General features: G+C 43.2%; 3 protein-coding genes. All 3 read right to left on the bottom strand.

The features are described 5' to 3' along the window. Positions 1–201 precede the first annotated feature (201 nt). The 3 genes from BscR1v2_RS01350 to BscR1v2_RS01340 all read right to left on the bottom strand — a co-directional run bounded on the left by BscR1v2_RS01350 (position 202) and on the right by BscR1v2_RS01340 (position 26,047). Positions 202–14,307, bottom strand: a complete 14,106-nt coding sequence (locus BscR1v2_RS01350) for a YadA-like family protein (protein ID WP_078689452.1) — start codon at positions 14,305–14,307, stop codon at positions 202–204. 908 nt (positions 14,308–15,215) lie between these two features. Beyond that, the gene (locus BscR1v2_RS01345; protein WP_078689451.1) at positions 15,216–22,121 is read right to left on the bottom strand and encodes a Vomp family autotransporter; all 6,906 of its coding nucleotides are present in this window, start codon (positions 22,119–22,121) and stop codon (positions 15,216–15,218) included. Next, on the bottom strand, positions 22,079–26,047 hold the full coding sequence (locus tag BscR1v2_RS01340; protein WP_078689450.1) for a hypothetical protein: 3,969 nt from the start codon (positions 26,045–26,047) through the stop codon (positions 22,079–22,081). Before BscR1v2_RS01340 ends, BscR1v2_RS01345 begins: the two co-directional genes overlap by 43 nt. Between the last annotated feature and the right edge of the window lie 53 nt (positions 26,048–26,100).

Here is a 26,100-nt window from a genome sequence, read left to right as displayed (position 1 = left end):
GCTAAAAAACAAACGTGCTGAAAAACAAAAGAGTGCAGTTTTTTAGTTTCAAATAGGCGGTTTTAGTTAACAATAATGAGTGAGGAAATAGAGTGTAAGGTTCTATCCTCACAAAGTGAGTGTTGTTTTAAGAGTGTGTGGTTTTCATAACAAATCCTCCAAAAAAGCGTTTAAGTGTGTGAGTGATTATAAAAGAGATTATTATTTTAGCATTAAGCTTAAGCCTGCTCCTATGCCCCAGTGGCCACCTGTTGTTGTTGCAGATATGTTGGAGCGGATATTTCCGTCTTCAGATGTGTAACCAGCACCGAAAGCAAATGCAGATTGGCTACGCCATACGCCACCACTAAATGCAACACTGAATTTTCCAGCTGTATTATTGTAGCGTAAATTAGATACGGCTAAATTAATAGCTGCTGCTTGTCGTGCTTCTTTTTGAGCTTTTTCAACTTCAGAGCTTAAAGTGTTAAACTTTATATCAGTGTAAGCGTTGGCTTGTGTCATGATATCATTAGGTATATTTTCTATATTTTTTATATTTTGTATTTTTTCATCTGTATATTTGTTTGCGTCTGCAAGGACAAGGTCCATTTGTTCTTTAGTGTAATCATGTACCTGGCCACCATTGACTGCTTGTTTTGAACCTTCTTCAATTTTACCATCTGCAACATTATCAATAAGCACAGGGTCACCATCTTTAACACCTACTAAGGTGATGCTATTCATTTTGCTACCGTCTGTATCTTTGTCATAGGTAACAATTCCGCCTATAAGAGTGTCAACTTTGTTCTCAACCTTGCCAAATTTCTCATTCGTCTCCCAAAGTTGATGACCTGTAACCACATTAGTGGAACCCTCTTCAATATCTTCTTTCGCGACATTAGTGATCTTATCCGGCTGATTATCCTGATTATTATGGCTAGCACTATAAGCACCTTTGTCAGTATTCCAATTTAAACTACCGGAAGACTGATTTTCAACCTGTTGAACACGATCATTTAAACCAGACATACTAGTATTAATAGCACCAAAAGCATCAGCTACATTATGATATGTTTGTTCTCCATTCTTGCCCTGCGCACCAAAGTTTGTAATCATAAACGTCGGTGTTATATCATTCAGCACATCTGCTCCTCCACCAAAATACTGTGCTATCGTGGTGTTCATCTCATAAAGCTGCTTACCTGTAACTGCTTCTGTTGACTCGGCTGAAAGCTTTCCCTCTACAACACCAGAAAGTGTACGAGGTGCTTTTTCATTATTGGCAATATTGATCTCCATACCTTCTGTTTTTGCACCAATAATAATCAGATCCGTACCTGAATTTTGCTCCACAAGGTCATTACCTGCCACACCACCACTTGCCTCACCACTTGCCACATTCTCAATTCTATCAGCAAGTCCTGTCAGTGAAGTATCAATGCCATCAAAAGCAGACTTAATATCATTATGCTTCTTCGTCTGAATGGTATAAGTAGGCGCTCTACCGTTCAGAACATCCGCTCCTCCTCCTAAATAAACATTCAGATTCTTATCAAAGCTTGCTATATTCCCCTGTACACCCTCAGCACTGCTACTCAACTTCTCAACGCTCTGATCCAGCTTATAAAGCTGCTTACCTGAAACCGCATCTGTTGACTTGGCTGAAATATCTCCCTCGGCAACACCGGAAAGAACACGACGTTCTCCTTTACTGTTCGTAATGGAAACCTCTGTACCCTCTACATCTTTACCTATCGTGATCAGCTTCGATACAGCATCTTGTTCAACAAGCTTCTCATCCTCCATTCTCGCTTGCAAGCTAAGTGTCGTCCCACCAACCTTTTGAGTTAGGTCATCTATTTTCTCACCAACACCCTCAAAGGCAGATGCAATATTATTATGCCCATCACCCTGAATACTATAAGTAGGCGCTGTACCGTTCAGAACATCTGCTCCTCCTCCTAAATAAGTATTCAGATGTTCATCAAAGCTTGCTATATTCCCCTCAACTTTCTTAGCACTGCTACTCAACTTCTCAACGCTTTGATCCAACTTATAAAGCTGATTACCTGTTACTGCTTCTGTTGACTTGGCTGAAAGATCTCCATCGGCAACACCGGAAAGAACACGATGTTCTTCTTTACTGTTAGTAAGCGAAATCTTATCGCCATCAACTTCCTTACCTATCGTGATGACATTCAACTCTCCTTGCAACTCTCCTTGTGCGACAAGCTTTTCATCCTCCATTCTCGCTTTCAAGCTAAGTGTCGTCTCACCAGCCTTCGCTGAAAGTTCTTTAAGCGAACTACTCACACCATCAAAGGCTGATGCAATATCATTATGCCCCTGCTTCTGGATGGTATAAGTGGGTGCTATTCCCTTCAGAACATCCGCTCCTCCCCCTAAATAAGTATTAAGATGTTCATCAAAGCTTGCTATATTCCCCTCAACTTTCTTAACGGTGCCACTCAACTGCTCAACAGTCTGACCTGTCTGATAAAGCTGATTACCTGTTACTGCTTCTGTTGACTCGGCTGAAAGCTCTCCCTCTACAACACCAGAAAGTGTACGAGGTGCTTTTTCATTATTGGCAATATTGATCTCCATACCTTCTGTTTTTGCACCAATAATAATCAGATCCGTACCTGAATTTTGCTCCACAAGGTCATTACCTGCCACACCACCACTTGCCTCACCACTTGCCACATTCTCAATTCTATCAGCAAGTCCTGTCAGTGAAGTATCAATGCCATCAAAAGCAGACTTAATATCATTATGCTTCTTCGTCTGAATGGTATAAGTAGGCGCTCTACCGTTCAGAACATCCGCTCCTCCTCCTAAATAAGTATTCAGATGTTCATCAAAGCTTGCTATATTCCCCTGTACACCCTCAGCACTGCTACTCAACTTCTCAACGCTCTGATCCAGCTTATAAAGCTGCTTACCTGAAACCACATCTGTTGACTTGGCTGAAATATCTCCCTCGGCAACACCGGAAAGAACACGACGTTCTTCTTTACTGTTCGTAATGGAAACCTCTGTACCCTCTACATCTTTACCTATCGTGATCAGCTTCGATACAGCATCTTGTTCAACAAGCTTCTCATCCTCCATTCTCGCTTGCAAGCTAAGTGTCGTCCCACCAACCTTTTGAGTTAGGTCATCTATTTTCTCACCAACACCCTCAAAGGCAGATGCAATATTATTATGCCCATCACCCTGAATACTATAAGTAGGCGCTGTACCGTTCAGAACATCTGCTCCTCCTCCTAAATAAGTATTCAGATGTTCATCAAAGCTTGCTATATTCCCCTCAACTTTCTTAGCACTGCTACTCAACTTCTCAACGCTTTGATCCAACTTATAAAGCTGATTACCTGTTACTGCTTCTGTTGACTTGGCTGAAAGATCTCCATCGGCAACACCGGAAAGGACACGATGTTCTTCTTTACTGTTAGTAAGCGAAATCTTATCGCCATCAACTTCCTTACCTATCGTGATGACATTCAACTCTCCTTGCAACTCTCCTTGTGCGACAAGCTTTTCATCCTCCATTCTCGCTTTCAAGCTAAGTGTCGTCTCACCAGCCTTCGCTGAAAGTTCTTTAAGCGAACTACTCACACCATCAAAGGCTGATGCAATATCATTATGCCCCTGCTTCTGGATGATATAAGTGGGTGCTATTCCCTTCAGAACATCCGCTCCTCCCCCTAAATAAGTATTAAGATGCTCATCAAAAGTTGCTATATTCCCCTCAACTTTCTTAACGGTGCCACTCAACTGCTCAACAGTCTGACCTGTCTGATAAAGCTGATTACCTGTTACTGCTTCTGTTGACTCGGCTGAAAGTTTCCCATCCTTCAAACCGGAAAGGACACGAACTCTCTCTTCATTATTCAAAATGGAGATCTTATCACCATCAACTTCCTTACCTATCGTGATGATATGTGATGATGGATCTTGCGCTACAAAACCGTCATATTCCAAGCCACTTTCCGCTTGTCCAACCTTCACAGTAAGCTGTGCCAGCTTTTCATCAACACCAGCAAACGCATCTGCAATACCTTTACGACCATCACCCTGAATCATATAAGTAGGCGCTGTACCGTTCAGAACATCCGCTCCTCCTCCTAAAGATTTCGTAATATTCTCATTAAACTCTGTGATATTCTTCTGCACACCAGATACTGTCTTAGTCAAATCCTTAGCACTCTGCTTGACATCATGAAGCTGCTTACCTGTAACTGCTTCTGTTGAGTTTTCATCAACTTTCCCATCGGCCAAGCCGGTAAGCTTGCGTAATCCTTCACTACTAGCAACCGAAATCTCATTGCCACCTACTTTACCACCAATCGTGATGCTCGACCCTTCTTGCTTTACAAGGCTGTTATTTACCTTATCCGTGACACCCTTAACATCTTCAATAAGCTGCGTCAGTGAAGTATCAATGCCATCAAAAGCAGACTTAATATCATTATGCTTCTTCGTCTGAATGGTATAAGTAGGCGCTCTACCGTTCAGAACATCCGCTCCTCCTCCTAAATAAGTATTCAGATGTTCATCAAAGCTTGCTATATTCCCCTGTACACCCTCAGCACTGCTACTCAACTTCTCAACGCTCTGATCCAGCTTATAAAGCTGCTTACCTGAAACCGCATCTGTTGACTTGGCTGAAATATCTCCCTCGGCAACACCGGAAAGAACACGACGTTCTCCTTTACTGTTCGTAATGGAAACCTCTGTACCCTCTACATCTTTACCTATCGTGATCAGCTTCGATACAGCATCTTGTTCAACAAGCTTCTCATCCTCCATTCTCGCTTGCAAGCTAAGTGTCGTCCCACCAACCTTTTGAGTTAGGTCATCTATTTTCTCACCAACACCCTCAAAGGCAGATGCAATATTATTATGCCCATCACCCTGAATACTATAAGTAGGCGCTGTACCGTTCAGAACATCTGCTCCTCCTCCTAAATAAGTATTCAGATGTTCATCAAAGCTTGCTATATTCCCCTCAACTTTCTTAGCACTGCTACTCAACTTCTCAACGCTTTGATCCAACTTATAAAGCTGATTACCTGTTACTGCTTCTGTTGACTTGGCTGAAAGATCTCCATCGGCAACACCGGAAAGGACACGATGTTCTTCTTTACTGTTAGTAAGCGAAATCTTATCGCCATCAACTTCCTTACCTATCGTGATGACATTCAACTCTCCTTGCAACTCTCCTTGTGCGACAAGCTTTTCATCCTCCATTCTCGCTTTCAAGCTAAGTGTCGTCTCACCAGCCTTCGCTGAAAGTTCTTTAAGCGAACTACTCACACCATCAAAGGCTGATGCAATATCATTATGCCCCTGCTTCTGGATGGTATAAGTGGGTGCTATTCCCTTCAGAACATCCGCTCCTCCCCCTAAATAAGTATTAAGATGTTCATCAAAGCTTGCTATATTCCCCTCAACTTTCTTAACGGTGCCACTCAACTGCTCAACAGTCTGACCTGTCTGATAAAGCTGATTACCTGTTACTGCTTCTGTTGACTCGGCTGAAAGTTTCCCATCCTTCAAACCGGAAAGGACACGAACTCTCTCTTCATTATTCAAAATGGAGATCTTATCACCATCAACTTCCTTACCTATCGTGATGATATGTGATGATGGATCTTGCGCTACAAAACCGTCATATTCCAAGCCACTTTCCGCTTGTCCAACCTTCACAGTAAGCTGTGCCAGCTTTTCATCAACACCAGCAAACGCATCTGCAATACCTTTACGACCATCACCCTGAATCATATAAGTAGGCGCTGTACCGTTCAGAACATCCGCTCCTCCTCCTAAAGATTTCGTAATATTCTCATTAAACTCTGTGATATTCTTCTGCACACCAGATACTGTCTTAGTCAAATCCTTAGCACTCTGCTTGACATCATGAAGCTGCTTACCTGTAACTGCTTCTGTTGAGTTTTCATCAACTTTCCCATCGGCCAAGCCGGTAAGCTTGCGTAATCCTTCACTACTAGCAACCGAAATCTCATTGCCACCTACTTTACCACCAATCGTGATGCTCGACCCTTCTTGCTTTACAAGGCTGTTATTTACCTTATCCGTGACACCCTTAACATCTTCAATAAGCTGCGTCAGTGAAGTATCAACACCCTTAAAAGCACTACCAATATCCTTATGATCCTCCGTCTGAATGGTATAAGTAGGCGCTCTACCGTTCAGAACATCCGCTCCTCCTCCTAAATAAGTATTCAGATGTTCATCAAAGCTTGCTATATTCCCCTGTACACCCTCAGCACTGCTACTCAACTTCTCAACGCTCTGATCCAGCTTATAAAGCTGCTTACCTGAAACCACATCTGTTGACTTGGCTGAAATATCTCCCTCGGCAACACCGGAAAGAACACGACGTTCTCCTTTACTGTTCGTAATGGAAACCTCTGTACCCTCTACATCTTTACCTATCGTGATCAGCTTCGATACAGCATCTTGTTCAACAAGCTTCTCATCCTCCATTCTCGCTTGCAAGCTAAGTGTCGTCCCACCAACCTTTTGAGTTAGGTCATCTATTTTCTCACCAACACCCTCAAAGGCAGATGCAATATTATTATGCCCATCACCCTGAATACTATAAGTAGGCGCTGTACCGTTCAGAACATCTGCTCCTCCTCCTAAATAAGTATTCAGATGTTCATCAAAGCTTGCTATATTCCCCTCAACTTTCTTAGCACTGCTACTCAACTTCTCAACGCTTTGATCCAACTTATAAAGCTGATTACCTGTTACTGCTTCTGTTGACTTGGCTGAAAGATCTCCATCGGCAACACCGGAAAGGACACGATGTTCTTCTTTACTGTTAGTAAGCGAAATCTTATCGCCATCAACTTCCTTACCTATCGTGATGACATTCAACTCTCCTTGCAACTCTCCTTGTGCGACAAGCTTTTCATCCTCCATTCTCGCTTTCAAGCTAAGTGTCGTCTCACCAGCCTTCGCTGAAAGTTCTTTAAGCGAACTACTCACACCATCAAAGGCTGATGCAATATCATTATGCCCCTGCTTCTGGATGGTATAAGTGGGTGCTATTCCCTTCAGAACATCCGCTCCTCCCCCTAAATAAGTATTAAGATGTTCATCAAAGCTTGCTATATTCCCCTCAACTTTCTTAACGGTGCCACTCAACTGCTCAACAGTCTGACCTGTCTGATAAAGCTGATTACCTGTTACTGCTTCTGTTGACTCGGCTGAAAGTTTCCCATCCTTCAAACCGGAAAGGACACGAACTCTCTCTTCATTATTCAAAATGGAGATCTTATCACCATCAACTTCCTTACCTATCGTGATGATATGTGATGATGGATCTTGCGCTACAAAACCGTCATATTCCAAGCCACTTTCCGCTTGTCCAACCTTCACAGTAAGCTGTGCCAGCTTTTCATCAACACCAGCAAACGCATCTGCAATACCTTTACGACCATCACCCTGAATCATATAAGTAGGCGCTGTACCGTTCAGAACATCCGCTCCTCCTCCTAAAGATTTCGTAATATTCTCATTAAACTCTGTGATATTCTTCTGCACACCAGATACTGTCTCAGTCAAATCCTTAGCACTCTGCTTGACATCATGAAGCTGCTTACCTGTAACTGCTTCTGTTGACTTGTCTGAAACATCTCCCTCTGCCAAGCCGGTAAGCTTGCGTAATCCTTCACTACTAGCAACCAAAATCTCATTGCCACCTACTTTACCACCAATCGTGATGCTCGACCCTTCTTGCTTTACAAGGCTGTTATTTACCTTATCCGTGACACCCTTAACATCTTCAATAAGCTGCGTCAGTGAAGTATCAATGCCATCAAAAGCAGACTTAATATCATTATGCTTCTTCGTCTGAATGGTATAAGTAGGCGCTCTACCGTTCAGAACATCCGCTCCTCCTCCTAAATAAGTATTCAGATGTTCATCAAAGCTTGCTATATTCCCCTGTACACCCTCAGCACTGCTACTCAACTTCTCAACGCTCTGATCCAGCTTATAAAGCTGCTTACCTGAAACCACATCTGTTGACTTGGCTGAAATATCTCCCTCGGCAACACCGGAAAGAACACGACGTTCTCCTTTACTGTTCGTAATGGAAACCTCTGTACCCTCTACATCTTTACCTATCGTGATCAGCTTCGATACAGCATCTTGTTCAACAAGCTTCTCATCCTCCATTCTCGCTTGCAAGCTAAGTGTCGTCCCACCAACCTTTTGAGTTAGGTCATCTATTTTCTCACCAACACCCTCAAAGGCAGATGCAATATTATTATGCCCATCACCCTGAATACTATAAGTAGGCGCTGTACCGTTCAGAACATCTGCTCCTCCTCCTAAATAAGTATTCAGATGTTCATCAAAGCTTGCTATATTCCCCTCAACTTTCTTAGCACTGCTACTCAACTTCTCAACGCTTTGATCCAACTTATAAAGCTGATTACCTGTTACTGCTTCTGTTGACTTGGCTGAAAGATCTCCATCGGCAACACCGGAAAGGACACGATGTTCTTCTTTACTGTTAGTAAGCGAAATCTTATCGCCATCAACTTCCTTACCTATCGTGATGACATTCAACTCTCCTTGCAACTCTCCTTGTGCGACAAGCTTTTCATCCTCCATTCTCGCTTTCAAGCTAAGTGTCGTCTCACCAGCCTTCGCTGAAAGTTCTTTAAGCGAACTACTCACACCATCAAAGGCTGATGCAATATCATTATGCCCCTGCTTCTGGATGATATAAGTGGGTGCTATTCCCTTCAGAACATCCGCTCCTCCCCCTAAATAAGTATTAAGATGCTCATCAAAAGTTGCTATATTCCCCTCAACTTTCTTAACGGTGCCACTCAACTGCTCAACAGTCTGACCTGTCTGATAAAGCTGATTACCTGTTACTGCTTCTGTTGACTCGGCTGAAAGTTTCCCATCCTTCAAACCGGAAAGGACACGAACTCTCTCTTCATTATTCAAAATGGAGATCTTATCACCATCAACTTCCTTACCTATCGTGATGATATGTGATGATGGATCTTGCGCTACAAAACCGTCATATTCCAAGCCACTTTCCGCTTGTCCAACCTTCACAGTAAGCTGTGCCAGCTTTTCATCAACACCAGCAAACGCATCTGCAATACCTTTACGACCATCACCCTGAATCATATAAGTAGGCGCTGTACCGTTCAGAACATCCGCTCCTCCTCCTAAAGATTTCGTAATATTCTCATTAAACTCTGTGATATTCTTCTGCACACCAGATACTGTCTTAGTCAAATCCTTAGCACTCTGCTTGACATCATGAAGCTGCTTACCTGTAACTGCTTCTGTTGAGTTTTCATCAACTTTCCCATCGGCCAAGCCGGTAAGCTTGCGTAATCCTTCACTACTAGCAACCGAAATCTCATTGCCACCTACTTTACCACCAATCGTGATGCTCGACCCTTCTTGCTTTACAAGGCTGTTATTTACCTTATCCGTGACACCCTTAACATCTTCAATAAGCTGCGTCAGTGAAGTATCAACACCCTTAAAAGCACTACCAATATCCTTATGATCCTCCGTCTGAATGGTATAAGTAGGCGCTCTACCGTTCAGAACATCCGCTCCTCCTCCTAAATAAGTATTCAGATGTTCATCAAAGCTTGCTATATTCCCCTGTACACCCTCAGCACTGCTACTCAACTTCTCAACGCTCTGATCCAGCTTATAAAGCTGCTTACCTGAAACCACATCTGTTGACTTGGCTGAAATATCTCCCTCGGCAACACCGGAAAGAACACGACGTTCTCCTTTACTGTTCGTAATGGAAACCTCTGTACCCTCTACATCTTTACCTATCGTGATCAGCTTCGATACAGCATCTTGTTCAACAAGCTTCTCATCCTCCATTCTCGCTTGCAAGCTAAGTGTCGTCCCACCAACCTTTTGAGTTAGGTCATCTATTTTCTCACCAACACCCTCAAAGGCAGATGCAATATTATTATGCCCATCACCCTGAATACTATAAGTAGGCGCTGTACCGTTCAGAACATCTGCTCCTCCTCCTAAATAAGTATTCAGATGTTCATCAAAGCTTGCTATATTCCCCTCAACTTTCTTAGCACTGCTACTCAACTTCTCAACGCTTTGATCCAACTTATAAAGCTGATTACCTGTTACTGCTTCTGTTGACTTGGCTGAAAGATCTCCATCGGCAACACCGGAAAGGACACGATGTTCTTCTTTACTGTTAGTAAGCGAAATCTTATCGCCATCAACTTCCTTACCTATCGTGATGACATTCAACTCTCCTTGCAACTCTCCTTGTGCGACAAGCTTTTCATCCTCCATTCTCGCTTTCAAGCTAAGTGTCGTCTCACCAGCCTTCGCTGAAAGTTCTTTAAGCGAACTACTCACACCATCAAAGGCTGATGCAATATCATTATGCCCCTGCTTCTGGATGGTATAAGTGGGTGCTATTCCCTTCAGAACATCCGCTCCTCCCCCTAAATAAGTATTAAGATGTTCATCAAAGCTTGCTATATTCCCCTCAACTTTCTTAACGGTGCCACTCAACTGCTCAACAGTCTGACCTGTCTGATAAAGCTGATTACCTGTTACTGCTTCTGTTGACTCGGCTGAAAGTTTCCCATCCTTCAAACCGGAAAGGACACGAACTCTCTCTTCATTATTTAAAATGGAGATCTTATCACCATCAACTTCCTTACCTATCGTGATGATATGTGATGATGGATCTTGCGCTACAAAACCGTCATATTCCAAGCCACTTTCCGCTTGTCCAACCTTCACAGTAAGCTGTGCCAGCTTTTCATCAACACCAGCAAACGCATCTGCAATACCTTTACGACCATCACCCTGAATCATATAAGTAGGCGCTGTACCGTTCAGAACATCCGCTCCTCCTCCTAAAGATTTCGTAATATTCTCATTAAACTCTGTGATATTCTTCTGCACACCAGATACTGTCTTAGTCAAATCCTTAGCACTCTGCTTGACATCATGAAGCTGCTTACCTGTAACTGCTTCTGTTGAGTTTTCATCAACTTTCCCATCGGCCAAGCCGGTAAGCTTGCGTAATCCTTCACTACTAGCAACCGAAATCTCATTGCCACCTACTTTACCACCAATCGTGATGCTCGACCCTTCTTGCTTTACAAGGCTGTTGTTTACCTTATCCGTGACACCCTTAACATCTTCAATAAGCTGCGTCAGTGAAGTATCAATGCCATCAAAAGCAGACTTAATATCATTATGCTTCTTCGTCTGAATGGTATAAGTAGGCGCTCTACCGTTCAGAACATCCGCTCCTCCTCCTAAATAAGTATTCAGATGTTCATCAAAGCTTGCTATATTCCCCTGTACACCCTCAGCACTGCTACTCAACTTCTCAACGCTCTGATCCAGCTTATAAAGCTGCTTACCTGAAACCGCATCTGTTGACTTGGCTGAAATATCTCCATCAGCAACTCCGGAAAGGACACGACGTTCTTCTTTACTGTTAATAAGGGAAACCTCTGTACCATCAACTTCCTTACCTATCGTGATCAGCTTCGACTCTTCATCTTGATCTTGCTTTACAAGGTTGTTCTCTTCCACCTTACCAATCTTGTCTTTAAGCTCTGTCAGCTTACCATCAACACCCTCAAAGGCAGATGCAATATTATTATGCCCATCACCCTGAATACTATAAGTAGGCGCTCTACCGTTCAGAACATCTGCTCCTCCTCCTAAATAAACATTCAGATTCTTATTAAAGCTTGCTATATTCCCCTCAACTCCCTCAGCACTACTCTTCAACTTCTCAACGCTCTGATCCAGCTTATAAAGCTGCTTACCTGAAACCGCATCTGTTGACTTGGCTGAAATATCTCCATCAGCAACACCGGAAAGGACACGATGTTCTTCTTTACTGTTAGTAAGCGAAATCTTATCGCCATCAACTTCCTTACCTATCGTGATGACATTCGACTCCCCTTGCAACTCTCCTTGCGCTACAAGGTTGTTCTCTTCCACCTTGCCAATCCGACTAGAAAGCTGCGTCAATGACGTATCAACACCCGCAAAGGCACTACCAATATCCTTATGATCCTTCGTCTGAATGGTATACTTCGGAGGGGTATTCTCTAATACGTTGGCACCACCTCCTAAATACTTAGATATATCACTGCCCATCTTATGAAGCTGCGCACCTGTCACAGCATCTTTCGAGCCTTCCTTAAGCTCTCCATCCTTCAAACCGGTAAGTGTGCGAGCTTCTTCTTTACTGTTAGTAATGGAAATCTTATCACCCTCAGCTTTACCTCCTATCGTGATGATATGCGATGATGGATCTTGCGCTACAAGAGCATTGCTGCCCGTACCCGTAACTCCATCAATCTTCTCATCAAGCTCTTTCAGCTTACCATCAACACCCTTAAAGGCCGCTTCAACACCTTTATAACCTTCATCATTATTTCCAAGAATTTTATACGTCGGTGCCTTACCTGCAAGGACGTTAGCACCACCTCCTAAAGCAGTATTAAGATTGTCTGCAAGCTTTGTGACATTCTCCCCAACCTGCCCAATAGTGCCATTCAACCCCTTAATAGTCTTATCTCTCTCATGAAGCTGTGCACCTGTTATTGCATCGGTCGAGTTTTTATCAACTTTCCCCTCTGCCAAGCCAGTAAGTTTTCGAGATCCTCCATCTTTGTTGGCAATCGAGATCTCAGTACCTTCCACTTTAGCACCTATCGTGACCGCCCCCGATTCACCTCGCCCCATAAGTCTGCCTACTCCGCTATTTTCAAAGTCATCAAGCTTCCCAGAAAGGCCTGTCAATACATTATCAACCTCCTTAAAAGCTTCTTCAATACCTTTACGCCCATCTCCCTGAATAGTATAAATAGGTGTACCACCTTCTGATATGTTGGCACCACCCTCTAAAAGCGCATTAACACTCACACCAAAGTCCTTAACACCTTGCTCCATATGCGCAGTATTGGCCCTCACCCCTCCAAACTCCTCCTTCACCTGATCATACTGCGCACCTGTCACTACATCTTTTGACTCAGCTGAAAGCTCTACAGGCGCTACATTTTTTACACCTTTCTGACCAACATTGAACCCAATGTTACTCAGTGATATGTCAGTCTTTTTGATACCAATACTCCCCTGCCTCACAAGCTGCATGGACGTAGACATTGTCACCATCAATGTGTCATCGATGCCGCTTCTTTCTGCAGAAACTATAATGCCGTTTTTCCCATCAAGACTCAGTCCTTTCATAAGACCAACACCGTAAACCTCAGACTCAACTCCCCCGCTCTGGAGGGCAGAAATTGAAAAAATCCCCTCGTTCCGCCATCGCTGAAACGCCTTCAATTGGCCAACATTGATTACATCACTATCTTCACGACCAGCTGAAATACCTGCAATCTGTCGTGTCTTGATAGCTGGCATATACCACTTGCTAGTCTGACCAATAACGACTTCAACTTTATTACCTTTCCACCACATATTCGTGTCATTCGTGTTTATCCCATCATACCTAGGATCATAACCAAACCTTTCCTCTCCGGTGTTTCTTATATGGTCCATACGAATGTCTGAACCCAAAAGAATACCCTCATCCGCAGCAATTGAACTATTATCAGTATTAAGATAATTGTTCACACCTATACATAAACTATAACGATAGTGAAAAAAATCCTGCGAACACCGAAACACAGCTGGTACGATTGCACCAGGAAGTTCCCTCGTCTGCCCACCAGCAACACGTGCACCCGTTGTATTAACAGACCTCGTATTAACAGACCAGTTGATGATATTATTTTCTTCCAACAACCAATCACTTGCCGCTGCATCTACATCAATTGAAAAACGTGCACGTGTACTTGTTAATGCATTCACCGATGCATCAGCCCCACAACTACTCTCAAAAGAATAATCACCAGAACCATCAGAAAGCTGATTAGAGGTCAGCTTCTTATACTGCTCCTTTGCAGATATTTTCTTACCTGACCTTGATGAACTACGGCTAATAACCTGGTCCACCCCACAAGAACGACCACCATTAGCCACCCCAGCACGCCCACTAACACGACCAGAACCAGCCTTTACAGAAACCACACCTGCACTTACACTTTGAACTGTCGACTCTGTTGAAGAAAGATGCGAAGCAAAAACTGGAGAAACACTCGACAAAAGTGTAGCCATTACCGCCCCTAATGAAACAGCTCTCACCAAAGATACCTCAGCAGAAGACCTTTGAGCAATGAAGCTTTTGTCTTTTGGAGCGATATGTACTTTTTTCATAACAAATCTTTCAAAAATAAAAAAACATCAAAAAAATGCATTTGAGCCATTTAAAAGTCACAATTGGGCGCTATCTGATTTGATGATGGGTTTTGTGTTGTGAAAAAACATAAAAACAAACCATAAAGCAGAGCCAATTTCGTGTGCTAAAAAACAAACGTGCTGAAAAACAAAAGAGTGCAGTTTTTTAGTTTCAAATAGGCGGTTTTAGTTAACAATAATGAGTGAGGAAATAGAGTGTAAGGTTCTATCCTCACAAAGTGAGTGTTGTTTTAAAAGTGTGTGGTTTTCATAACAAATCCTCCAAAATAGAAATGTTAAATAATATATTTGGACGTCAAAAAAGTATATTTAGCCGTTATTAGCTTAAAAGAAACTCAAGAGTTTTATTCAAACAAAGGGAAGTGTGATGTTGAGCCTTTGAGAGAATAATATGGGGTGAGTGAGTTTTAATAAGCGTTATTTAGTAAGCTAAATATGAGATGAATGGGGGTGTTTGTTGTTTATAATCTCCTTAATTAAAGCGATTAATCTGAGTGATAGTGTTTAAGAGTGTTTGCTTTTGTTTACCTTTTAAAGGTTTTCGGAAAGCAACTTGGCTTTATGTTAAAGGGTATATACGGACGAGTAAATAGAAAATTTAAGGGGTTTTAGCTTCATTTTTTTAAAGTAGGTTCTTAGTAAAGATTGAAACGTGTTTTATTTCCAAGTGAATCTACGGAATAAAGGATGATAGTTTTGTGCGTTTTTTTGTAATAACATATCAAAAAAAATCTGTGGATAATTCTCCTTTTTCATAAAAATGTCTTTTTTATTTAAACCACCTTGTCACAAATCATATTCTTTTTATATCTGTGGTATATGGGCATATTAATTAATGTGACGTTATTAGTTTTAATATGATGTGATTAGTTTAGTGTAAAGCTTATTCCTGCTCCTACACCCCAGTGTCCTCCGGAAGTAGTGACGGAGAGGTTGGAACGGATATCCCCATCTTCAGATGTATAACCAGCTCCAAAGGCAGGCGCAGAGTGGTTACGCCACATGCCACTACCAAATGCAACACTGAATTTGCCAGGTGTATCATTGTAACGTAAGTTAGATACGGACAAACCGATAGCTGCTGCTTGTCTTGCTTCTTTTTGAACGCTGTCAATCTTATAACTTAAAGCACTAAACTTCATATCAGTATAGGCATTAGCTTGTGCAACAGCATCACCAACTATATTCTCTATTTTTTCATCTGTATATTTGTTAGCATCTGCGAGAACAAGTTTGGTTTGTTCTTGGACATAGTTATGTAGCTGACCACCATTAACTGCTTGTTTCGAATCTTTTTCGATTTTACCATCGGCAACATTGTCAATGAGCACAGGCTCATCTTCCTTACCACCTTTTAAGGTGATGCTATTAATTTTGTTGCCCTGTTCATCTTTGTCATAAACGACAGCTCCATCCGTAATGATATCAACTTCGCTAACTATACTATCAACTTTGCCTTCAAGATTGTTAATTTTCTCATCTATTACCCAAAGTTGATGACCTGTAACTGCATCAGTAGAACCCTGCTCAACATCTCCTTGCGCGACATGAGTGATCTTACTATCCTTACCATCATGGCTAGCATCATAGGCATTTTTGTCATTATTCCAATTTAAACTATCAGAATTCACTTGAGAGCTCGTCTGTTGTTCAACCTTCTCAATACGACCATTAAGACCAGACATACTGCTATTAACGGCACCAAAAGCATCAGCTACATTATGATATGTTTGTTCTCCATTCTTGCTCTGCACACCAAAATCCGCAATTGTAAATGTTGGATCTGTCCACTTTCCATCTTGATACCCAGCTCCTCCACCAAAATACTCCGCTATCGTAGTATTCATCTCAAAAAGCTGCTTACCTGTTATCGCTTCTGTTGAGTTTTTATCAACTTTCCCCTCCTTCAAGCCAGTAAGTTTGCGCTCTCCTCCATCTTTGTTGGCAATGGAAATCTCGTCACCCCCTACTTTAGCACCAATGGTGATAATATGCGATGATGGATCCTGCTCTATAAGACTGCCACCTCCTGCTCTAACAAAAATACCGTTAGTTTCTATTTCGTCAATCTGATTAGAAAGCTGTGTCAGCGTATTATCAACAGCTACAAAGGCAGTTCCAACATTATTATACGGACTACCCTGAATGGTATACGTTGGCTCCTTACCTGCAAGCACATCTGCTCCACCTAAATACTCATTTATATTCTTATTTAAGGTTTCGACATCACCCTTAGCTTTCTCAACAGTGCCATTCAACGGCTCAAACTTCTCTTGAACCTCCCAAAGCTGCTTACCTGTCACCGCTTCTGTCGAAGCTTCTGAGAGATCGCCCTCTGCCAAACCGGTAAGTGTGCGAGCTTCTCCCTTCTTGTTGGTGATACTGATCTTACTGCCTTCTACTTTAGCACCTATCGTAATAACACCCGACACTCCTTGTGCGACAAGGCTGTCATCTCCAACAGTTTCAACCTTACCAAGCTTATCATAAAGATCTGTCAGCTTACTATCAACACCCTTAAAGGCCGCTTCAACACTATTATACTCATCCTTCTGAACCTTATACGTCGGTGCCTTACCTGCAAGGACGTTGGCTCCACCAGCTAAATACTCATTTATATTCTCATCAAGCTTTGTGACATCACCCTCAGCCTTCTTCACAATGAGATCCAACGGATCAAGCTTCTCTTGAACACCATAAAGCTGCGCACCTGTTACTGCATCGGTTGAACCTCCTGTAACAGATCCCTCTGCCAAACCAGTAAGTGTGCGAGCTTGTCCACTCTTGTTGGTGATACTGATCTTATTGCCTTCTACTTTAGCACCTATCGTAATAAGTTTGGATTCCTTATTTTGTGCGACAAGACTATCATCTCCAACACTGTTTTGCAGACCATCAAACTTCGCATAAAGATCCGTCAGTGACGTATCAACACCCACAAAGGCACTACCAACATCATGATGCTCCTTGCCCTGAACCTTATACGTCGGTTCTGTACCTGCAAGGACGTTGGCTCCACCAGCTAAGTACTTATTTATATGCCCATCAAGCGTCGTGACATTCTTCCCAACCTGCTCAATAGTGCCATTCAACGGTTCAAATTTCTGCTCAACCTCAAAAAGCTGCTTACCTGTCACTGCTTCTGTTGAGTTTTTATCAACTTTCCCCTCCTTCAAGCCAGTAAGTTTGCGCTCTCCTCCATCTTTGTTGGCAATGGAAATCTCGTCACCCCCTACTTTAGCACCAATGGTGATAATATGCGATGATGGATCCTGCTCTATAAGACTGCCACCTCCTGCTCTAACAAAAATACCGTTAGTTTCTATTTCGTCAATCTGATTAGAAAGCTGTGTCAGCGTATTATCAACAGCTACAAAGGCAGTTCCAACATTATTATACGGACTACCCTGAATGGTATACGTTGGCTCCTTACCTGCAAGCACATCTGCTCCACCTAAATACTTATTTATATTCTTATTTAAGGTTTCGACATCACCCTTAGCTTCCTCAACAGTGCTATTCAACGGCTTAAACTTCTCTTGAACCTCCCAAAGCTGCTTACCTGTCACCGCTTCTGTCGAAACTTCTGAGAGATCGCCCTCTGCCAAACCGGTAAGTGTGCGAGCTTCTCCCTTCTTGTTGGTGATACTGATCTTACTGCCTTCTACTTTAGCACCTATCGTAATAACACCCGACACTCCTTGTGCGACAAGGCTGTCATCTCCAACAGTTTCAACCTTACCAAGCTTATCATAAAGATCTGTCAGCTTACTATCAACACCCTCAAAGGCACTACCAACACTATTATACTCATCCTTCTGAACCTTATACGTCGGTGCCTTACCTGCAAGGACGTTGGCTCCACCAGCTAAATACTTATTTATATTCTCATCAAGCTTTGTGACATCACCCTCAGCCTTCTTCACAATGAGATCCAACGGATCAAGCTTCTCTTGAACACCATAAAGCTGCGCACCTGTTACTGCATCGGTTGAACCTCCTCTAACAGATCCCTCTGCCAAACCAGTAAGTGTGCGAGCTTGTCCACTCTTGTTGGTGATACTGATCTTATTGCCTTCTACTTTAGCACCTATCGTAATAAGTTTGGATTCCTTATTTTGTGCGACAAGACTATCATCTCCAACACTGTTTTGCAGACCATCAAACTTCGCATAAAGATCCGTCAGTGACGTATCAACACCTTCAAAAGCCGCTCCAACACTATTATACTCCCGCTCCTGAACTTCATACGTCGGTGCCTCACTTCCTAGTACGTTGGCTCCACCAGCTAAGTACTTATTTATATTCCCATCAAGCGTCGTAACATGCTCCCCAACCTGCTTAATCGTGCCATTCAACGGTTCAAATTTCTGCTCAACCTCAAAAAGCTGCGCACCTGTTATTGCATCGGTTGAACCCTCTGTAACAGATCCCTCTGACAAACCAGTAAGGGTACGAGACCCCCCATCTTTATTCAAAATGGAGATCTCATCACCCTCAGCTTTGCCACCTATTGTAATGACCTTCGACTCTTTATCCTGCGCTACAAGAGCATTACTGGCCGTACCCGTAACTCCATCAATCTTCTCATCAAGCTCTTTCAGCTTACCATCAACACCCTTAAAGGCCGCTTCAACACCTTTATAACCTTCATCATTATTTCCAAGAATTTTATACGTCGGTGCCTCACCTGCAAGGACGTTAGCATCACCTCCTAAAGCAGTATTAAGATTGCCTGCAAGCGTCGTGACATTCCCACTAGCTTCATTAACAGTGCTCGTTAACGTCTCAACTTCACCCTTGAACTTATAAAGCTGCTTACCTGTAACTGCTTCTGTTGACTTGTCTGAAACATCTCCCTCTGCCAAGCCAGTAAGTTTGCGTAATCCTGCACTACCGGCAATCGAGATCTCATTGCCACCTACTTTACCACCTATTGTGATTTTCAAACCTTCTTGTTCTACAAGGCTATTATTGACCGCTTTCATAACATAATCAACATCACCCACAAGAACCGTCAGCGTATTATCAACACCCACAAAGGCAGTTCCGACATTATGATGCTCCTTGCCCTGAATTTTATACGTCGGTGCCTTACCTGCAAGCACATCTGCTCCACCTAAATACTCATTTATATTCTTATTTAAGGTTTCGACATCACCCTTAGCCTTCTCAACAGTGCCATTCAACGGCTCAAACTTCTCTTGAACATCCCAAAGCTGCTTACCTGTCACCGCTTCTGTCGAAGCTTCTGAGAGATCGCCCTCTGCCAAACCAGTAAGTGTGCGAGCTTCTCCCTTCTTGTTGGTGATACTGATCTTACTGCCTTCTACTTTAGCACCTATCGTAATAACACCCGACACTCCCTGCGCAACAAGGCTGTCATCTCCAACAGTTTCAACCTTACCAAGCTTATCATAAAGATCTGTCAGCTTACTATCAACACCTACAAAAGCCGCTCCAACACTATGATACTCATCATCCTGAACCTTATACGTCAGTTGTGTACCTGTAAGGACGTTGGCTCCACCAGCTAAATACTTATTTATATTCTTATCAAGCTTTGTGACATCACCCTCAGCCTTCTTCACAATGAGATCCAACGGATCAAGCTTCTCTTGAACACCATAAAGCTGCGCACCTGTTACTGCATCGGTTGAACCTCCTCTAACAGATCCCTCTGCCAAACCAGTAAGTGTGCGAGCTTGTCCCTTCTTGTTGGTGATACTGATCTTATTACCTTCTACCTTCGCACCTATCGTAATAAGTTTGGATTCCTTATTTTGTGCGACAAGACTATCATCTCCAACACTGTTTTGCAGACCATCAAACTTCTCATAAAGATCCGTCAGTGACGTATCAACACCTTCAAAAGCCGCTCCAACACTATTATACTCCCGCTCCTGAACTTCATACGTCGGTGCCTCACTTCCTAGTACGTTGGCTCCACCAGCTAAGTACTTATTTATATTCCCATCAAGCGTCGTAACATGCTCCCCAACCTGCTTAATCGTGCCATTCAACCCCTTAACACTCTCATCAACCTCAAAAAGCTGCGCACCTGTTATTGCATCGGTTGAACCCTCTGTAACAGATCCCTCTGACAAACCAGTAAGGGTACGAGACCCCCCATCTTTATTCAAAATGGAGATCTTATCACCCTCAGCTTTGCCACCTATTGTAATGACCTTCGACTCTTTATCCTGCGCTACAAGAGCATTATTGGCCGTACCCGTAACTCCATCAATCTTGCCTTCAAGCTCTGTCAGCTTACCATCAACACCCTTAAAGGCCGCTTCAACACCTTTATAACCTTCATCATTATTTCCAAGAATTTTATACGTCGGTGCCTCACCTGCAAGGACGTTAGCATCACCTCCTAAAGCAGTATTAAGATTGCCTGCAAGCTTTGTGACATTCCCACTAGCTTCATTAACAGTGCTCGTTAACGTCTCAACTTCACCCTTGAACTTATAAAGCTGCTTACCTGTTACCGCATCTGTTGACTCTTCTGTCTCAGATCCATCGGCCAAGCCAGTAAGTGTGCGTAATCCTGCACTACCGGCAATCGAGATCTCATTGCCTTCTACTTTAGCACCTATCGTGATTTTCAAACCTTCTTGTTCTACAAGGCTATTATTGACCGCTTTCATAACATAATCAACATCACCCACAAGAACCGTCAGCGTATTATCAACACCCACAAAGGCAGTTCCGACATTATGATGCTCCTTGCCCTGAATTTTATACGTCGGTGCCTTACCTGCAAGCACATCTGCTCCACCTAAATACTCATTTATATTCTTATTTAAGGTTTCGACATCACCCTTAGCCTTCTCAACAGTGCCATTCAACGGCTCAAACTTCTCTTGAACATCCCAAAGCTGCTTACCTGTCACCGCTTCTGTCGAAGCTTCTGAGAGATCGCCCTCTGCCAAACCAGTAAGTGTGCGAGCTTCTCCCTTCTTGTTGGTGATACTGATCTTACTGCCTTCTACTTTAGCACCTATCGTAATAACACCCGACACTCCCTGCGCAACAAGGCTGTCATCTCCAACAGTTTCAACCTTACCAAGCTTATCATAAAGATCTGTCAGCTTACTATCAACACCTACAAAAGCCGCTCCAACACTATGATACTCATCATCCTGAACCTTATACGTCAGTTGTGTACCTGTAAGGACGTTGGCTCCACCAGCTAAATACTTATTTATATTCTTATCAAGCTTTGTGACATCACCCTCAGCCTTCTTCACAATGAGATCCAACGGATCAAGCTTCTCTTGAACACCATAAAGCTGCGCACCTGTTACTGCATCGGTTGAACCTCCTCTAACAGATCCCTCTGCCAAACCAGTAAGTGTGCGAGCTTGTCCACTCTTGTTGGTGATACTGATCTTATTGCCTTCTACTTTAGCACCTATCGTAATAAGTTTGGATTCCTTATTTTGTGCGACAAGACTATCATCTCCAACACTGTTTTGCAGACCATCAAACTTCGCATAAAGATCCGTCAGTGACGTATCAACACCCACAAAGGCACTACCAACATCATGATGCTCCTTGCCCTGAACCTTATACGTCGGTTCTGTACCTGCAAGGACCTTGGCTCCACCAGCTAAGTACTTATTTATATGCCCATCAAGCGTCGTGACATTCTCCCCAACCTGCTTAATCGTGCCATTCAACCCCTTAACACTCTCATCAACCTCAAAAAGCTGCGCACCTGTTATTGCATCTGTTGAACCTTCCTCAACTTTCCCCTCTGACAAACCAGTAAGGGTACGAGACCCCCATCTTTATTCAAAATGGAGATCTTATCACCCTCAGCTTTGCCACCTATTGTAATGACCTTCGACTCTTTATCCTGCGCTACAAGAGCATTATTGGCCGTACCCGTAACTCCATCAATCTTGCCTTCAAGCTCTGTCAGCTTACCATCAACACCCTTAAAGGCCGCTTCAACACCTTTATAACCTTCATCATTATTTCCAAGAATTTTATACGTCGGTGCCTCACCTGCAAGGACGTTAGCATCACCTCCTAAAGCAGTATTAAGATTGCCTGCAAGCGTCGTGACATTCCCACTAGCTTCATTAACAGTGCTCGTTAACGTCTCAACTTCACCCTTGAACTTATAAAGCTGCTTACCTGTAACTGCTTCTGTTGACTTGTCTGAAACATCTCCCTCTGCCAAGCCAGTAAGTTTGCGTAATCCTGCACTACCGGCAATCGAGATCTCATTGCCTTCTACTTTAGCACCTATCGTGATTTTCAAACCTTCTTGTTCTACAAGGCTATTATTGACCGCTTTCATAACATAATCAACATCACCCACAAGAACCGTCAGCGTATTATCAACACCCACAAAGGCAGTTCCGACATTATGATGCTCCTTGCCCTGAATTTTATACGTCGGTGCCTTACCTGCAAGCACATCTGCTCCACCTAAATACTCATTTATATTCTTATTTAAGGTTTCGACATCACCCTTAGCCTTCTCAACAGTGCCATTCAACGGCTCAAACTTCTCTTGAACATCCCAAAGCTGCTTACCTGTCACCGCTTCTGTCGAAGCTTCTGAGAGATCGCCCTCTGCCAAACCAGTAAGTGTGCGAGCTTCTCCCTTCTTGTTGGTGATACTGATCTTACTGCCTTCTACTTTAGCACCTATCGTAATAACACCCGACACTCCCTGCGCAACAAGGCTGTCATCTCCAACAGTTTCAACCTTACCAAGCTTATCATAAAGATCTGTCAGCTTACTATCAACACCTACAAAAGCCGCTCCAACACTATGATACTCATCATCCTGAACCTTATACGTCAGTTGTGTACCTGTAAGGACGTTGGCTCCACCAGCTAAATACTTATTTATATTCTTATCAAGCTTTGTGACATCACCCTCAGCCTTCTTCACAATGAGATCCAACGGATCAAGCTTCTCTTGAACACCATAAAGCTGCGCACCTGTTACTGCATCGGTTGAACCTCCTCTAACAGATCCCTCTGCCAAACCAGTAAGTGTGCGAGCTTGTCCACTCTTGTTGGTGATACTGATCTTATTGCCTTCTACTTTAGCACCTATCGTAATAAGTTTGGATTCCTTATTTTGTGCGACAAGACTATCATCTCCAACACTGTTTTGCAGACCATCAAACTTCTCATAAAGATCCGTCAGTGACGTATCAACACCTTCAAAAGCCGCTCCAACACTATTATACTCCCGCTCCTGAACTTCATACGTCGGTGCCTCACTTCCTAGTACGTTGGCTCCACCAGCTAAGTACTTATTTATATTCCCATCAAGCGTCGTAACATGCTCCCCAACCTGCTTAATCGTGCCATTCAACCCCTTAACACTCTCATCAACCTCAAAAAGCTGCGCACCTGTTATTGCATCTGTTGAACCTTCCTCAACTTTCCCCTCTGACAAACCAGTAAGGGTACGAGACCCCCCATCTTTATTCAAAATGGAGATCTTATCACCCTCAGCTTTGCCACCTATTGTAATGACCTTCGACTCTTTATCCTGCGCTACAAGAGCATTATTGGCCGTACCCGTGACTTCACCAATCTTGCCTTCAAGCTCTGTCAGCTTACCATCAACACCCTTAAAGGCCGCTTCAACACCTTTATAACCTTCATCATTATTTCCAAGAATTTTATACGTCGGTGCCTTACCTGCAAGGACGTTAGCATCACCTCCTAAAGCAGTATTAAGATTGCCTGCAAGCTTTGTGACATTCCCACTAGCTTCATTAACAGTGCTCGTTAACGTCTCAACTTCACCCTTGAACTTATAAAGCTGCTTACCTGTTACCGCATCTGTTGACTCTTCTGTCTCAGATCCATCGGCCAAGCCAGTAAGTTTGCGTAATCCTGCACTACCGGCAATCGAGATCTCATTGCCTTCTACTTTAGCACCTATCGTGATTTTCAAACCTTCTTGTTCTACAAGGCTATTATTGACCGCTTTCATAACATAATCAACATCACCCACAAGAACCGTCAGCGTATTATCAACACCCACAAAGGCAGTTCCGACATTATGATGCTCCTTGCCCTGAATGGTATACGTTGGCTCCTTACCTGCAAGCACATCTGCTCCACCTAAATACTGATTAACATTCTTATTTAAGGTTTCGACATCACCCTCAGCCTTCTTCACAATGGGATCCAACGGATCAAGCTTCTCTTGAACATCCCAAAGCTGCTTACCTGTCACCGCTTCTGTCGAAACTTCTGAGAGATCGCCCTCTGCCAAACCAGTAAGTGTGCGAGCTTGTCCCTTCTTGTTGGTGATACTGATCTTACTGCCTTCTACTTTAGCACCAATGGTAATTACTTTCGACTCTTCATCCTGATCTTGCGCTACAAGGTTGTTCTCTTCCACCTTGCCAATCCGACTAGAAAGCTGCGTCAGCTTACCATCAACACCCGCAAAGGCACTACCAACATCACGATGCCCCTGCCCATCAATGGTATACGTCGGTGCCTTACCTGCAACTGCAAGGACGTTGGCTCCACCAGCTAAATACTTATTTATATTCTCACCAAGCTTTGTGACATCACCCTCAGCCTTCTTCACAATGAGATCCAACGGATCAAGCTTCTCTTGAACACCATAAAGCTGCGCACCTGTTACTGCATCGGTTGAACCTCCTCTAACAGATCCCTCTGCCAAACCAGTAAGTGTGCGAGCTTGTCCACTCTTGTTGGTGATACTGATCTTATTGCCTTCTACTTTAGCACCAATGGTAATTACTTTCGACTCTTCATCCTGATCTTGCGCTACAAGGTTGTTCTCTTCCACCTTGCCAATCCGACTAGAAAGCTGCGTCAATGACGTATCAACACCCGCAAAGGCACTACCAATATCCTTATGATCCTTCGTCTGAATGGTATACTTCGGAGGGGTATTCTCTAATACGTTGGCACCACCACCTAAGTACTTATTTATATCACCGCCTATTTTATGAAGCTGCGCACCTGTCACTGCATCTTTCGAGCCTTCCTTAAGCTCTCCATCCTTCAAACCAGTAAGTGTGCGAGATCCTCCATCTTTATTCAAAATGGAAATCTTATCACCCTCAGCTTTACCTCCTATCGTGATGATATGCGATGATGGATCCTGCGCTACAAGAGCATTGCTGCCCGTACCCGTAACTCCATCAATCTTCTCATCAAGCTCTTTCAGCTTACCATCAACACCCTTAAAGGCCGCTTCAACACCTTTATAACCTTCATCATTATTTCCAAGAATTTTATACCTCGGTGCCTTACCTGCAAGCACATCTGCTTCACCTCCTAAAGCAGTATTAAGATTGTCTGCAAGCGTCGTGACATTCTTCCCAGCCTGCTCAATAGTGCTAGTTAACCCCTTAATAGTCTCATCTCTCTCAGAAAGCTGTGCACCTGTTATTGCATCTGTTGAACCTTTCTCAACTTTCCCCTCTGCCAAGCCAGTAAGTTTTCGAGCTTTTGCAATAGCGTTGGCAATCGAGACCTCATTACCCAACTGCGCGAAACCAATGCTGATCTTACCGTCAGGTGGATTTTGAGAAATAAAGGACTCATCTGGATCAACTCCTATCTTCTTAATCCTATTATCAAGCTGTGTTAATGTTCCATCAACAACCTCAAAAGCTGCTTCAATACCTTCACGTTTCTCCCTCTGAATCGTATAACTAGGCACTTTACCATTCAGGAGATCTGCTCCACCACCTAAAGCAAGGTTAATACCACTAC

Origin of the sequence: Bartonella schoenbuchensis R1 (assembly GCF_002022685.1) — a bacterium.
GTDB lineage: Bacteria > Pseudomonadota > Alphaproteobacteria > Rhizobiales > Rhizobiaceae > Bartonella > Bartonella schoenbuchensis.
This window is presented reverse-complemented; position numbering and strand designations above follow the sequence as displayed.